This is a genomic window from Chryseobacterium culicis, from assembly GCF_002979755.1.
Taxonomy (GTDB): Bacteria; Bacteroidota; Bacteroidia; order Flavobacteriales; family Weeksellaceae; genus Chryseobacterium; species Chryseobacterium culicis_A.
Map to the genome: position 1 here is coordinate 1,013,311 of NZ_PCPP01000001.1, position 14,927 is coordinate 1,028,237.

General features: G+C 36.9%; 10 protein-coding genes. 5 read left to right on the forward strand and 5 right to left on the reverse strand.

Annotated features, from left to right (window positions below):
• Positions 1-11 precede the first annotated feature (11 nt).
• Positions 12-2,828 carry a 2-oxoglutarate dehydrogenase E1 component gene (locus CQ022_RS04765; RefSeq protein ID WP_105682113.1) on the reverse strand — a complete coding sequence of 939 codons (2,817 nt, stop codon included), beginning with the start codon at positions 2,826-2,828 and terminating at the stop codon, positions 12-14.
• Between the two features lie 125 nt (positions 2,829-2,953).
• Positions 2,954-3,994, reverse strand: coding sequence for an SRPBCC domain-containing protein (locus tag CQ022_RS04770; protein WP_105682112.1), 1,041 nt, complete (start codon positions 3,992-3,994; stop codon positions 2,954-2,956).
• 157 nt (positions 3,995-4,151) lie between these two features.
• Here CQ022_RS04770 and CQ022_RS04775 point away from each other — a divergent pair, with 157 nt between their 5' ends.
• Complete coding sequence (locus tag CQ022_RS04775; RefSeq protein ID WP_105682111.1) at positions 4,152-5,612, forward strand: S41 family peptidase; 1,461 nt, start codon at positions 4,152-4,154, stop codon at positions 5,610-5,612.
• A gap of 106 nt (positions 5,613-5,718) precedes the next feature.
• On the opposite strand, the gene CQ022_RS04780 is transcribed toward CQ022_RS04775, so the two are convergent.
• From CQ022_RS04780 to glgB, 3 genes are all read right to left on the reverse strand, one after another.
• Positions 5,719-6,987, reverse strand: coding sequence for a glucose-1-phosphate adenylyltransferase (locus CQ022_RS04780; protein ID WP_105682110.1), 1,269 nt, complete (start codon positions 6,985-6,987; stop codon positions 5,719-5,721).
• A gap of 97 nt (positions 6,988-7,084) precedes the next feature.
• The gene (locus CQ022_RS04785) at positions 7,085-8,491 is read right to left on the reverse strand and encodes a glycogen synthase (protein WP_105682109.1); all 1,407 of its coding nucleotides are present in this window, start codon (positions 8,489-8,491) and stop codon (positions 7,085-7,087) included.
• Positions 8,492-8,494: 3 nt separating this feature from the next.
• Positions 8,495-10,441 (reverse strand): 1,4-alpha-glucan branching protein GlgB, encoded by a 1,947-nt coding sequence (glgB, locus tag CQ022_RS04790; protein WP_185126804.1) that lies wholly within the window; start codon positions 10,439-10,441, stop codon positions 8,495-8,497.
• A 199-nt stretch (positions 10,442-10,640) separates the two neighbouring features.
• Between glgB and CQ022_RS04795 the strand changes: the two genes are divergently transcribed.
• The 4 genes from CQ022_RS04795 to CQ022_RS04810 all read left to right on the forward strand — a co-directional run bounded on the left by CQ022_RS04795 (position 10,641) and on the right by CQ022_RS04810 (position 14,908).
• Positions 10,641-11,762 carry an alpha/beta hydrolase gene (locus CQ022_RS04795; RefSeq protein ID WP_105682107.1) on the forward strand — a complete coding sequence of 374 codons (1,122 nt, stop codon included), beginning with the start codon at positions 10,641-10,643 and terminating at the stop codon, positions 11,760-11,762.
• A gap of 92 nt (positions 11,763-11,854) precedes the next feature.
• Complete coding sequence (locus tag CQ022_RS04800) at positions 11,855-13,270, forward strand: leucyl aminopeptidase family protein (RefSeq protein ID WP_105682106.1); 1,416 nt, start codon at positions 11,855-11,857, stop codon at positions 13,268-13,270.
• 141 nt (positions 13,271-13,411) lie between these two features.
• The gene (locus CQ022_RS04805; protein ID WP_105682105.1) at positions 13,412-14,626 is read left to right on the forward strand and encodes an acetyl-CoA carboxylase biotin carboxylase subunit family protein; all 1,215 of its coding nucleotides are present in this window, start codon (positions 13,412-13,414) and stop codon (positions 14,624-14,626) included.
• Between the two features lie 3 nt (positions 14,627-14,629).
• Positions 14,630-14,908: a hypothetical protein gene (locus CQ022_RS04810; RefSeq protein ID WP_105682104.1), complete on the forward strand. Its 279-nt coding sequence runs from the start codon at positions 14,630-14,632 to the stop codon at positions 14,906-14,908.
• Positions 14,909-14,927: the final 19 nt, after the last annotated feature.

Genomic DNA, 14,927 nt, shown 5'->3' on the forward strand with positions numbered 1-14,927 from the left:
TATTATTTAAATTAAGCTGTTACAGGTCTTTTTACAGGAGCATCATCTCTATCGAAAACTCTGTTGATCACTGCATTTTGGTTTTTCTCAAACATTTTGTGGCTACCTGGAGCCGGAGCACCGCTTGGTACCGGAGCAACTACCTGGATTCCTGTATCTCTGAAGTTTCTCAGGATATAAGACCAAGCCCCCATGTTTTCAGGTTCTTCCTGAGCCCATACTAATTGTTTTCTGTTTTCGTATTTGTTGAAGATCGCTTCAATAGCATCTGCCTGTAGCGGATATAACTGCTCAAATCTTACTAATGCAATGTTTTCACAGTTCAGTTCTTCTTTCTTCGCTAATAATTCGAAATACAGTTTACCTGAACAAAGAACTACTTTTTCTACTTTTTTAGGATCTGCTGTTGGATCGTCCAATACTGGCTGGAATGCACCGTTTGCAAAATCTTCAAGTGGAGAAACTACTTTAGGATGTCTCAATAGAGATTTAGGACTCATTACGATCAATGGTTTTCTAAATGCCCATTTCAACTGTCTTCTCAATAAATGGAAGTAGTTGGCAGGTGAAGTAATATTCGCTACCACCATGTTTTCGTTAGCACAAAGGGTAAGGAATCTCTCCAATCTTGCTGAAGAGTGCTCTGCACCCTGTCCTTCTGAACCGTGAGGCAATAACATTACCAATCCGTCCTGGATTTTCCATTTTTCTTCTGCCGCAGCTAAGTACTGGTCAACGATAATCTGAGCACCGTTCACGAAATCTCCGAACTGAGCTTCCCAGATGGTCAATGTATTTGGAGAAGCCATTGCATATCCGTAATCAAAACCTAGAACACCATATTCTGAAAGGTGAGAGTTGAACACATCAAATCTGCTTTCAGAAACGTGTCTTAATGGGATATATTCTTCTTCTGTATCTTCAGTTTTTACCACAGCATGTCTGTGAGAGAATGTCCCTCTTTCTACATCTTCCCCTGAGATTCTTACATTGTGACCTTCTACAAGAAGTGTTGCATAAGCTAACCACTCTCCTAGCGCCCAGTCTAATGAGTTTCCATCAATAGCTTTGATACGGTTATCGAAAAGTCTTGTAATTTTATTGATGAACTTTTTATCCGCTGGAAGTGTTGACATTTTAAGCGCCAATTCTTTCAGCTTCGCTATGTCATATTTTGTATCTACCGGTAACTGAACTGCTCCTCTCTTACCAATTGGATAATTTACCCAATCTTCAGCCATGAACACATCCATTACGTTTTTCTCAATCTCTTTAGAAGCATCAAAATCTTTATCTAAGAGTGCTTTGAATTCCGTTTCCATTTTAGCAATTACATCGTTTGAAGTAATGCTGTCTTTAAGCAATTTATCTTTATAGATTTCTCTTGGATTCGGGTGTTTTGAAATACTCTTATATAGATTAGGCTGAGTGAATCTTGGTTCATCACCTTCGTTGTGACCATATTTTCTATATCCTAAAAGATCGATATACACATCTTTTCCGAATTTTGCTCTGAAATCAGCAGCAAAGTGGATGGCATGAACAACCGCTTCAGCATCGTCAGCATTTACGTGCATTACAGGAGATTCTGTAACTTTTGCAATGTCTGTACAGTACGTTGAAGATCTTGCATCCATGTAGTTCGTAGTAAATGAAACCTGGTTGTTTACAACGATATGAACAGTACCTCCTGTTCTGTATCCTTCCAATGTCATCATCTGAGCCACTTCATAAGCGATACCTTGTCCAGCAATAGCACCATCACCGTGGATGATGATTGGCAATACTTTAGAGTAATCTTTGTATTTGTCATCTACTTTTGCACGGCAGATACCTTCTACAAGGGCAGCTACTGTTTCAAGGTGAGACGGGTTTGGCGTAAGGTTGATGCAAACTTCTTCTCCTGAAGCCGTTTTGATTTTTTTAGATGATCCTAAGTGATATTTAACATCCCCTGAGAATACATCTTCTTCAAATTCTTTTCCTTCAAATTCTGAGAAGATCTGCTTGTAAGATTTTCCGAAGATATTCGTCAGTACGTTTAGTCTACCTCTGTGAGCCATTCCTAATACCACTTCATCTACTCCTAACTGAGAAGATCTTGAGATCAGCTGATCTAAAGCCGGGATTAAGGTTTCACCACCTTCTAATGAGAATCTTTTTTGTCCTACAAATTTTGTGTGAAGGTAGTTTTCAAATGCAACCGCCTGGTTTAATTTTAATAAGATTTCTGTTTTTTCGTTTGCAGAAAGGCTTGGGTGGTTTTCATTTACCTGAAGCCATCTTTTAATGAAATCTTTTTCTTCAACATTGTTGATGTGCATATATTCTACTCCGATAGAATCACAGTAGATACTTTCAAGATGTTTGATCAAATCTGCTAAAGTAGCAGGTTCTTTCATTCCTGTTTCTACAGCACAGTTGAATTTTGTATTTAAATCTTCTTTAGAAAGACCGAAGTTTTCGATATCTAAAGTAGGTGTATAGTGTCTTCTTTCTCTAACTGGGTTAGTCTTTGTAAAAAGGTGCCCTCTTGTTCTGTAAGCCTCAATAAGGTTTACTACTTTAAATTCTTTCTTGATATGTTCAGGAACTTCTCCGTTTGATACTGCCTGAGAAATCTGTTGTTGTACTGCCGGAGCAGCGTTGGCCGGAGCCTGAATAAACTGGATGTTATCGTCATCTCCGTAGTTCTCCAAAGCAAAATCGAAGCCTTGAAAGAAAGCTTTCCATGATGGTTCTAGAGAGTCCGGGAATTTTAAGTACTGTTGGTATAAATCCTCAATTAACTGAGAATGAGCTGCGTTTAGGAATGAAAATCTGTCCATTATTACAGTTTATCTATTTATTAAAATTTATTTGTAGAATTAATCTTCAAATTTAATAAAAAAAACCGAGTTAGAACAGTCTGAAACCGTTAAAAAAACTTAAGAAAAAAAAACTTAAGAAAAAATTACTTATACACTGATAATGAGAGTTTAACATTCACCTCCTGTCCTTCCATAGGACGTTCAATAAAGGTCTGACGGATATCTCCGAAGCGCATCTCATCTTTTTTGGCTTTCTGAATCAGTTGCTGAATTGCCCGAATTCGTCCCTCATAGTTCCCTTTGTAGTACATTACGTAATTTTGAGACGGATTTACAGACCTAAAATTAAAATTATTGTCAGACACTCCAATTTTCTTAGAAAGTGGAATTCCGAGGAAATAAGAAACCTCTTTGTCTTTGTAATTATCTGCGTCTGTAATCAGAATAGGATATCCGAATTCATCATCTCTTTTTCCAAGATCCATTGTTACGAAATTATATACTTTGTTATAATTCATCACAATATTTTTGTAAAGCGCATCTTTTTTATTCGAAGTACTTACATTGATCCCCAGCAACAGTTTGTCTTCTTCATTTTCTACCATGAGACTGTCGTACTTAATGGCCGCCATCTGGTTATCTTTTTCTACTTTATTTCCTAAAGAGTTTTTAAGATTCGCCATACTTTTGTTGATATTCTCAGCAAAACGGTCTTCAGTCCAGAAATTTTCCACTCTTTTCCAGACAGAAAGTTTCGGGGTATGTACGTACCAGATGATTTTTGTTTTTTCTGCAGAAACAGGCTTAAATTTAACATCAACTAATGTTGGATTTTCATTTTCATCCTCAAACAGCTGATATTTCAATGTTTTATTGAGGTTTTCATACCTGATGAACATTTCTCCATCGGTATTATTTTTAGGATCTACATAACTGATGGCACTTCCCTGCCCTTCATAAGGCGTATAATAATCGATATCTATAGAAGGAGAGCTGGTAAAAAAATTATTCCATCTCGTAAAATTCTGAAGGTTATTAAACTGAACAAAAACCTTCTCCACCGGATAATCGATCTCTTTTTCAATGGTAAAGTTTTTACTTTCATCCACAAAATAATACATGGAAGCAGCATAAGCTCCTCCCAAAAGAATAATAATTACCGCTAAGATTTTAAAAATACGCATCGCACAAAAATAATACAAATAAAAAGAGTGAACAATATGCAGATTGTTTTGAAAAAAAATAATGCATTAAAAAATATTGATTTAATGATTAATATCAAATAATCTGTGGTATGTATGGTATGCATATTGTTTTTTGGAACGCCTTAATTTTATTTTTATGAAGAAGTTATGTACATTTCCATTGGTTGTGTTATCATCAGTTGTATTTTCCCAATACTCAATTTCTGAAATCCCACAGGATGGATACCTGAAAGACTTTGATATTACAGTTGACATCATTCAGAAACAGCATCCAAATCCTTACAGATTCCACAGCAAGGAAATTATTGCAAAAAAAATAGATTCTCTCCGTAATATTGTTAAAAAAGATCCAGGCTATATCAGCCTGCTTATGAACAATCCTACAAAAATCATTGGGGACGGACACAGTTCCTTCAGTGCAGATTCCAATTATTTTGAAAACATTCTAAGTTCTCTTTATTTTTTTCCTCTGCAGACTTACGTACAGAATGGCCAACTATTTGTGAATGGATCCAATCCTTATGCTATTGAAGTGGGAAGCGAGATTATTGAGATTAATAATACAAGTTCTTCAGCGCTTTTAAAGGCTGTTCCTAAAGCTGCGGACGGAAATATTAAAGTGGAAGATGTAGATATGTCTTTTTACATTCCTTTTGTCTTAAAAAACCAGACCAATGATTTTACCCTGAAATACAAAACACTTAAAGGAGAACAGAAAACTGCAAAAGTGAAAGGTATTAAGTATCCCAGATACTATTATGAAAGCAGGCATTCTGTATTGCCTGTTGATCTGATTTCAGAAAGCTATGGAATTTATGGTTATTCCATTGATTCTGAAACGTACTATTTGTCTGTAAAATCTTTTTCTTATGATGAAAGCTTTTTATATGAAAGGCTAAAGAAATTTTTCCAGGAAATGAAGGATCTGAAAGCTAAAAAACTCATCATAGACATCCGTAATAATTCGGGTGGAGCGATCAGCAATGTCCCGTTGCTGTATTCGTTCATTGCTAAAGATAAAACATTCAATAATGAATATCAGTACGGAACTAAGGTTGTTGACATCAATTATAAAGATTATCTGGTAGATCCTCAGACCAGCCGTTATTATTCGGATAAAGATATTGCGGATCAGAATAATTTCATGAGGCAGCGATTTGACAAAGCAGAAAAAGGAGATTATTATTTTGGAAACTCAAGGCTTGATAATACTTATATAAAAAGTTATCCGAGAGACGGAATATTTTTTGACGGGAAAATTATTTTACTGATCAATAACCGTACTTTCTCTGCAGCTACTTATTTTGCATCGTTATTTAAAAGTGAAAAAAGAGGGGAAATTATAGGAAAGGAAACCGGCTCTTGCAGCAATTTCACTACAGCCGCATGGTTTCTTACCTACAGACTACCTAATACCAAATCTGTGATTTCTATTCCAAGAACGGAAATCTTCTTTAACAGTAATGATAAAGAGAATGTTGCCAAGTGTACAGGTGTAATTCCTGATCACACCGTTAGTACCAGCTTTTTCTTACAATCATTAAAAGAGCAAAAAGATCCTGAATTAGAATATTCATTGACTTTGTTTTCCAAATAGAAATACTTAGAAACAAAAAAAAGAAACCTAAATTGGTTTCTTTTTTTGTTCTTTTTGGTTAAAAATTCTCTTAATCAAAAAATCTCTCTCTGATTCTTTGCTTTTCTTATCCAATATGTGTTCCCGGAGCAATCACAGCTCCTTTCTTTACAACGACAATCCCATCCTGTACGGAATAAGTACCATAATCTCCGTCCGGAATATGTTTTCCGCCTATGATTTTGACATTATCGCCAATGTAACAGTTTTTATCAAGGATTGCTTTTTCTATGTAACAGTATTTTCCAATTCCCATATTGGGGCGGCCGCCTCTGTCATTCAGGACAATTTCCGTTGTGTTTTGGTAGAAATCAGCTCCCATGACATAGGAATTCACAATAGTACTTCCTTTATCAATTCTTGTTCTGTTTCCGATCACGGAATTTTCAATTTTATCTGCCATGATAATACAACCGTCTCCAAAAACAGCCTTACTTACATAGGAACCGTTGATTTTTGATGGTGGAAGCATCCTTGCTCTGGTATAAATAGGAGAAGAAGAAAAAAGGTTAAACTGTGGCAGATCCAGACAAAGATCAAGATTCGCCTCGTAGAATGACTCTATGGTTCCGATATCCGTCCAGTAGCCTTCATACTGATAGCTTAATGTCTTATATTTTCCAATAGAACTTGGGATGATATCTTTTCCAAAATCATCACCAGCTCCTTCATCAAACATCTTTTTAAGGATATTTTTGGTGAAAATATAGATTCCCATGGAAGCCAGAAACTCTTTTCCTGTATGTTTATTTTCTTCTGAAACTTCAGATTTCAGGCCTGCCAGCAAATCATAATCCGGTTTTTCATAGAAAGAGGTAATATTTCCTTCATCGTCGGATTTTAAGATTCCAAAACCTGTAGCATCTTTTGCATTCACCGGAATGGTCGCAATGGTAAGATCGCCTCCATTTTCAATATGGAAGTCAAGCATTTCCCTGAAATCCATCTGATACAGCTGATCTCCTGAAAGAATAAGAATATAGTCATAATCATATTTTTCAAGATGTTTCATCGATTGGCGTACAGCATCTGCAGTTCCCTGGTACCAGCTCTCATTTTCCACGTTCTGCTCGGCTGCGAGAATATCCACGAAACCTTTGCTGAAGATATCAAAATGATAAGAGTTCTTGATATGTGAATTGAGAGAAGCAGAATTAAACTGCGTTAAAACCAGAATTTTATTCAGTCCTGAATTCAGGCAGTTTGAAATAGGAATATCAACCAGTCTGTATTTTCCTGCGATGGGAACAGCTGGTTTTGATCTGGAATACGTTAACGGGAATAGTCTTGTCCCTCTGCCTCCTCCTAAAACAATGGAGATTACATTTCGATTCATAAATATCTTGCGTTTTTTATTTTATTAAGTTTACGGTTCGGTTCTTAGTGTTTATTACTGTTTTAAAGCATTCTGTATTTTCATATTTGAATTCTCATCAGCTATTATATAAAGCTATGTATTTTTCTGCAGATTTCTCCCATGCAAAATCAAAATTCATGTTGGCATGAATAAGATCTTCCATGACTCCTTTTTGATTATAAATCGCCATTGCCCTGTTCATCGCATGTACAACATCATCTACACCAGGATATGTAAAATTAAGTCCCGCTCCTCCCGTTGAAATATCTTCCACAGTATCTCTGAGTCCTCCTGTATATCTTACCACAGGAACGGTTCCATATCTCATGGAATACATTTGATTCAGCCCGCAAGGTTCCACTCTGGAAGGTATCAGAAGAAAGTCTGCCGAGGCATATATCTTATGGGAGAGATGTTCTTTATATCCCAGATCCAGGGCAAAATTGGTATACGTATAGTCGTATTCTTTCAGTTTATTTTCAATATACGTATTTCCTGAGCCGAGGATCATTATATTTAAAGCTCCATAGCTCTGTTTTATACTTCGCCATACGACATCCGGCAGCAGGTCTGCTCCTTTTTCTGTGGCAAATCTTCCGATAAAAGCAAATAAAGGAAGTTCGGGTTTCAATCCATATTCCTTACAAAGTTTTTCTTTATTTTTTTTCTTCTGAGCAACAGCGTTTTTACGGTTAAAATTAAAATCCAACATCGGATCGGTTTCCGGATTCCAGACTTCAGTATCAATACCGTTGATAATTCCATATGCTTTTCCGAATTCCTGACGAACCAGACTTTCCAGTCCGCGGAAGCTGATGAAAAGTTCTTCAAGATAGCCTTCGGAAACGGTGGTAAAAGCATCGGCACATTTAATCATACTTGCCAGAGGATTCATGAATCCATTCCAATCCATCAGTCCCCATTTGTAATGATCAAAAGAAGGCATATAATTGGCCATTCCCCAGCTCATCATTCCCTGATATTCTCCGTTATGAATGGTTCCTATTGTTTTTACGCCTTTTAAGAATCTGAATTCTGAACAGTTTTCTACCATAAAAGGCACTAATCCTGTATGATAATCATGACAGTGCAGTACATCCGGACGAATCTCCATCGCACACAACCAATGGAGCACTCCATGCTGAAAAGCCATAAACTGGAAGCTTTCATCCTGATAACCGTAAGGATTATCCCGGTCTAATAACCCGGGAACTCTTACCATATACAGTTCAAATCCCAAAACATTGGTCTTTTCTTTCAACACCTGAACCTGCAGCATATTCGTACCCTGATGAATAAACCCATCAAAAATCACATCGAATTCGTGATCATGAACAAAGGGTTTATTGTAATAAGGCATCACTACTTTTGCCTCTATTCCTTTTATTTTATTCTGATACTTTGGTAATGCTCCGACTACATCTGCCAGGCCACCTACTTTTGCTACAGGATAACATTCTGTACTTAAATGATAAACAACCATTCTTTATCTCTTGTGTTTAATTCTATGTAATTTATACTTTTTATCTTTCTTCTGCCGTAAAATAATTCCTGCCAATGGAGGTAACTTCACCGTCATTGTCTTCGGATGCCCTCTCCATTCTTCATATTTCTCTTCCAATATTTCAGGTTCTACTCCGCTTCCGCTAAATATTTCATCATCGGAACTTAAAATAACTTCCCAGTGTGTGCCTGCAGGAATCCCGATTTTATAATCCAATACTTTTGGGGCAAGGTTTAAAGCAACCATCATCACATCATCTCTCTTTTTACCTTTCCTTAAGTATACATATACTGAGTTTTCGAGATCGTCTGCTTCCACCCATTCAAAACCATGCTTATCAAACTGATTTTCATAAAAGGCCGTTTCTGACCTGTACAGGTGATTAAGTTCTTTAACAATCTCCTGCATTCCTTTATGAACAGGATATTTTAATAAATGCCAGTCGAGGCTTCTGGTAAAATTCCACTCACTGGTCTGCCCGAATTCATCCCCCATAAAAAGCAGCTTGGCTCCGGGATGGGTATACATATATACATACAAGGCACGCAGATTGGCAAATTTCTGCCATTCATCGCCTTTCATTTTATAGATCAGGCTTGCTTTTCCGTGTACGACTTCATCGTGTGACAAAGGCATCATATAATTTTCATTATACATATACATAGAAGCAAATGTCAGTTTATGGTGATGGAATTTACGGTTTGGAAAGTCTTCCTTGAAATAATCCAGTGTATCATGCATCCAGCCCATCATCCATTTCATTCCAAATCCTACACCGCCATCATGAACAGGTTTTGTAAGCATAGGAAAATCTGAACTTTCTTCTGCGATAGTCATGATATTATTTCCAAATTCTTTGTAAACTGCTGTATTAAACTCCTGCAGAAAGGCTTTTGCTTCCAGATTTACATTAGTCCCATATATATTAGGCTCCCATTCGCCTTCATTTCTTGAATAATCTAAATGAAGCATTGAGGTTACCGCATCCACGCGTAATCCGTCTGCATGATAACGAGCCAGCCAGAACATAGCATTTGAAATCAGAAAAGATTTGACTTCGTTTCTTCCGTAATTGAAAATATGTGACTTCCAATCGGGATGAAACCCTTTTCTCGGATCTTCGTGTTCATAAAGGTATGATCCGTCAAAGCGGTGAAGCCCATTAGCATCTCCCGGAAAATGGGACGGAACCCAATCCAGAATAACACCTATTTCATTGTTATGAAGCTCATCAATGAGAAACATGAGATCCTGTGGAGAACCAAAGCGCGAAGTTGCTGCATAAAATCCTGTAATCTGATATCCCCAGCTTGGCTCGTAAGGATACTCCATTACGGGCATAAATTCTACATGGGTAAATCCCATTTCTTTTATATAAGGCACCAGCTTTTTAGCAATGTCCCGGTAGTTCAGAAAACGGTCAGGATAATCACCGTCTCTGACCCATGAACCAAGGTGCAGTTCATATACGGATATAGGAGCATCCACCCTGTTTCTTTCCCAACGGGAGTTCATCCATTCCTGATCCTTCCATTCATACCAAGTAGTGGAAACCAGAGAAGCTGCCTGAATATTTTGTTCCCAGCTCAATGCATAGGGATCACTTTTTTCCAGAATTTCTCCTCCTTCTGTTTCAATAGCATATTTGTATAATGTTCCCCAGGTTAATCCTTCAATAAACCCTTCCCAAATCCCTGACTCGTCCCATCGGGGAAACAAAATATGATCTTTATGATTCCAGTTATTAAAATTTCCGATCACGGAAACTTTTTTTGCATTGGGTGCCCAAACTGAAAAATACACTCCCTTTACGCCATCTTTTTCTGCAGAATGTGCCCCAAATTTACCATACAGCTTATAATGCCTACCTTCTTTGAAAAGATATACATCATGATCGGTAAAAAGCGTGTAGGTCTTAACAGAATTCATCAAGATTGGTTTGTATTTATATTTTTCTTGAAACTACGAAAAATACTGACAATAGCGATGAATTATTCATCAAATAATTGTCAACTTCATTTCGTGTTTTGTCTATCTATCAAATATATCATTTTTTACCTCATATTTTTATGATTTCAAAACAATCTTTTTTATAAATTTAACCTCAATATTTTATTAAACACACACGATGAGGTTTGAAATTCATACAGAAGAAAAAGACGACAGACCGGTATTTATCACCGGAAATTTCAACAGCTGGAATCCTAAAGACTACGGTTTTCAGCTTAAAAAAATTGATCAGGCCAATTACTTTATAGAAATTGATGATCAGGCTCTTCCTGATGATATTGAGTACAAATTCACAAAGGGCGGATGGGAGAATGTAGAATTGGATTCATACGGAAATATCACTCCCAACCGGAAAGCAAAAAAATCGGTGGGTAAAACTTCTGATTCTGTAGAAAAATGGAGATTAAACTGGGGACCCTTCAAAGAAGAATATTACCCTACTGCAGAAGTAATTTCCGAAAACTTTTATATTCCACAGCTGGACCGTTACCGTAAAGTCTGGGCTCTCCTTCCTTACGATTACCATACGACTGATAAACGATATCCTGTTTTATACCTTCAGGATGCACAGAATTTATTTAATGAAGGAAGTGGTTTCGGAAATTGGGAAATTGACAAAAAACTATCTATCCTTGCAGAATATGGGCGTGGTGACCTTATTATTATCGCCATAGAGCATGGCAGCGAGGAAAGAATTAAAGAATATATTTTTGATAATGACCATGTAGCTAACGGTTCTGAAGGAAAAAAATACATCCGCTTTATTGCAGATACTTTAAAACCATTCGTGGATGAAAATTACAGGACTAAAAAAGACCGTGACAATACGGGAATCGGAGGCAGTTCATTAGGCGCACTGATCAGCATCTATAGTGGTTTTCTATACCCTGAAGTCTATTCTAAGCTATTAATCTTCTCTCCTTCTCTTTGGGTAGAACCGAATAACAACTTCCCTATGATGAATTTCAGGGTTCCTTTTAAGACAAAAATTTATCTTTATGGAGGTGGTCAGGAAGGATCCAAAATGGTCAAAAGAATTCATATTTTTGAAGAGTACCTGAAAAAATGGGAAGAGAAAAAGCTTTTTGATTTTGAATTTAAAACCAATATCAATCCTGAAGGTACCCATAATGAGTTTTACTGGTCGCAGGAGTTTCCAAGGGCTATCGAATGGCTGTTTTATGATAATACAGAAAATCCTGTGGAAGTAAAACCACAACAACAAAGCATTAAAAACTAAACATATAAAAACCGCTGTAGAAACCTTTCTGCCGAACAGGAACACAATGAAGACAGCAGCCTATATGAATTTAGAAAATATAACATCTATTTATGAAACTAATCAATAAAAAAAACAAAAGTTACACTCAGATTTTTCACTTATTTACAGAAGAAGAGTGGACGAAAACGAGTAAAAATTTCAATAAAAATATTTCCACTTTTTTCACAGGAAAGAAGTATGAAGTCTTTGTGAATGCTCATGAAGAAGGAATTACGTATTTCATCGGATTAGGAAAATCTACCTTACAAAATTTCGAAATTCAGCAGGTAGCGGCCAAGTTTTCACAGACTCAGAAAGAAAAACTTCAGACCGTTCCTACGTTAACACTCGCTGATTTCTTGAATGAAAAGCAGTTCGAAGAATTTGTAAAAGGGCTATTAATAGGAACTTACAACTACCCTTTTGATAAAAAACATGCTTTTTGGAATGCCAAATTTGAATTACATTTTGAAAATTTAAGCCAGAAAAAATTAGATCATATCAGCCAGAAAGCAGAAGCATTGGTTAACGGACAGACTGCCTGCCAGGACTGGCTCAACAAACCAGCCAATCTTAAAAAACCGGATATCTTAAGTGCGTACCTTAAAAATCTGGCCAAAAAGCATGAATTAAAATACACTGCATTCAACAGAAAAAAATGTGAAGAACTTGGGTTAGGTGCTTATCTTTCTGTCAATCAAGGAAGTGCCTATGATGCAGCTTTCACTATTTTAGAATATAAAACTACCGTAAAAAATGCCAAGACTTTCGGTCTGGTGGGAAAATGCATTCTGTTTGATACGGGAGGAATATCCATAAAAAGCTCTGCCAATCTGCATTATATGAAATCCGATATGGGAGGTGCTACAGCTGTTTTGGGAACATTAATTTACGCTGCTGAAATGAAGCTTCCGGTGAACATCATCGCTGTTCTTCCTATTACCGATAATGCTGTTTCTGAAAAAGCCCTGCTTCCAAGTGATGTCATCACAGCCTACAACGGAAAAACCATTGAAGTGCTTGATACCGATGCGGAAGGCAGACTGATTCTTGCAGACGGATTGTCTTACCTTTCCAAAAACTACAAAACAGATTTCCTGATTGACCTGGCTACTTTAACGGGAAGCTCTGTAAGAATGTTTGGAGATACCTGTGCCGCAATGTTCTCCAATAATGAAGAGTTAAAAAATAACCTGATCAAAACCGGAGACCAAACCAATCAGAGAGTATGGAATCTTCCTTTATGGAATGTCTGGAAAGACGATATTCAGTCTGATGTAGCTGACATGAAAAACATCTCCCTAAAACCTGTAGGAGACTGTATTATCGCAGCAAAATTTTTAGAGCAATTCATTGAAGATCACCCTAAATGGGCTCATCTGGATATTGCCGGAGTAGCCTTTGGAAGTGTAGGATATGCTAAAGAAAAAGCAGCAACAGGTTTTGGAGTTCAACTCCTTGTGGATTTAATTGAAAATTATCACTAAAAATTAGTTTTTTACAAAAAAACTCTGTATAATTGATTAGTGGATTTTCAAAACCATACAATATTTCATTTTTTTATATTAATAAAATAATAAATAAATGCTTTTATTTTTGAAAATTCACTAAATCTTAAAAAACATTATATGGAGAAGAAAACCATTGTGTGTATTTCGTGCTATTACAAAGGCTACGATTTTATGGACGAAATGAAGAAGCTCGGTAATAAAATCATCCTTGTAACCTCCGAAAACCTCAAAGAAAAAAACTGGCCGTGGCATGCTATTGATGAGGTATTCTATATGCCTGAGCTGAAACCTTCCGTATGGAATCTGGACCATCTGATCCAGGGATTTTCCCACCTGATGAAAACCAGAAAAGTAGATGCTGTGGTAGCCTTAGATGATTATGATGTAGAAAAAGCTGCATTGATCAGAGAAACCTTCCGTATTCCCGGAATGGGACAGACGACACACCGTTATTTCAGAGATAAGCTTGCCATGAGACAAAAAGCGAAGGATTCCGGAATCAATGTTCCTGAATTTACAGCTGTATTCAATGATAACGAAGTTGATGAATTTACAGACCGTATTTCTGCACCATGGGTTTTGAAACCCCGTTCAGAAGCCTCTGCATCCGGAATCAAGAAAATAACTTCCAAAGAGCAGCTGTATGAGGCATTGGAAACATTAGGAGAAGAACGTCATCTTTTCTTACTGGAAAGCTTTAAACCCGGAGACGTTTATCATGTAGACAGCCTTACTTTTAATAAAAAAATTGTTTTTACTTCCGCTTCAAAATATCTTGCTCCTCCTATGCAGGTTTCCCATGAAGGCGGAGTATTCCGATCCAAAACTTTAGGAAGATACTCAGAAGATTTTAAAGCACTGGAAGAAATAAATGCCAGAGTTCTTTCCAATTTCGGACTGATTAACGGGGCCACCCATACAGAATTTATCCGTGGGAAAGAAGATGGAAAATGGTATTTCCTTGAAACCTCATCACGAGTTGGTGGTGCTCATATTCCAGATTTGGTAGAAGCTTCAAGCAGCATTAATATCTGGAGAGAATGGGCCAAAATTGAAGATGCCCTTTTGAGAGGAAATGATTACAGTGTTTCTCCGCCTACAGGATACTACTCCGGACTGATTGTTGCCCTGATCAAAGATAAAGAACCCAACTACAGCAGTTTTGAATGTGAAGAGGTGGTAAAATTCCTTCCGATAGACTATCATGTAGGAATTGTTTATAAATCCGGAGATGCCTCCGTTGTACAGGACAGATTAGATTCAGCTGCCGAAATAATTCATGCTGATATGCTGAACATCCTTCCCCCCAAAAGCAACAAATTGAGTTCCTAAAAAATGAAGCGTGACATTGATATTCAAAATGTTATTGAATTCATAATATACAATCTGCCTGAAGATTCCATACTAAAATGTAATTTAGAGAGCATAAGTTCTGGAAAATGGCAAAGCAAAGCATATTATCGGTTCGTAGATTCAACTCATGCTAACAAACCTGGATCAAAATGGATCTTTAAAGAAAATATAATCCTCGAACATCCTACATTAGGAACCATCGTACTGGATATTTTAGAAAAAGATCAGCTTGGAGGAATTGAATTTATTACACTCATATAAAGCACAATATTAAAACCAA

What these genes read in the sequence shown, in the direction of transcription:
- CQ022_RS04765 (WP_105682113.1), bottom strand. Translation starts at nt 2,828, where the DNA reads ATGGACAGATTTTCATTCCTAAACGCAGCTCATTCTCAGTTAATTGAG.
- CQ022_RS04810 (WP_105682104.1), top strand. Translation starts at nt 14,630, where the DNA reads ATGAAGCGTGACATTGATATTCAAAATGTTATTGAATTCATAATATAC.
- CQ022_RS04780 (WP_105682110.1), bottom strand. Translation starts at nt 6,987, where the DNA reads ATGAATCGAAATGTAATCTCCATTGTTTTAGGAGGAGGCAGAGGGACA.
- CQ022_RS04805 (WP_105682105.1), top strand. Translation starts at nt 13,412, where the DNA reads ATGGAGAAGAAAACCATTGTGTGTATTTCGTGCTATTACAAAGGCTAC.
- CQ022_RS04795 (WP_105682107.1), top strand. Translation starts at nt 10,641, where the DNA reads ATGAGGTTTGAAATTCATACAGAAGAAAAAGACGACAGACCGGTATTT.
- CQ022_RS04775 (WP_105682111.1), top strand. Translation starts at nt 4,152, where the DNA reads ATGAAGAAGTTATGTACATTTCCATTGGTTGTGTTATCATCAGTTGTA.
- CQ022_RS04770 (WP_105682112.1), bottom strand. Translation starts at nt 3,994, where the DNA reads ATGCGTATTTTTAAAATCTTAGCGGTAATTATTATTCTTTTGGGAGGA.
- CQ022_RS04785 (WP_105682109.1), bottom strand. Translation starts at nt 8,491, where the DNA reads ATGGTTGTTTATCATTTAAGTACAGAATGTTATCCTGTAGCAAAAGTA.
- glgB (WP_185126804.1), bottom strand. Translation starts at nt 10,441, where the DNA reads ATGAATTCTGTTAAGACCTACACGCTTTTTACCGATCATGATGTATAT.
- CQ022_RS04800 (WP_105682106.1), top strand. Translation starts at nt 11,855, where the DNA reads ATGAAACTAATCAATAAAAAAAACAAAAGTTACACTCAGATTTTTCAC.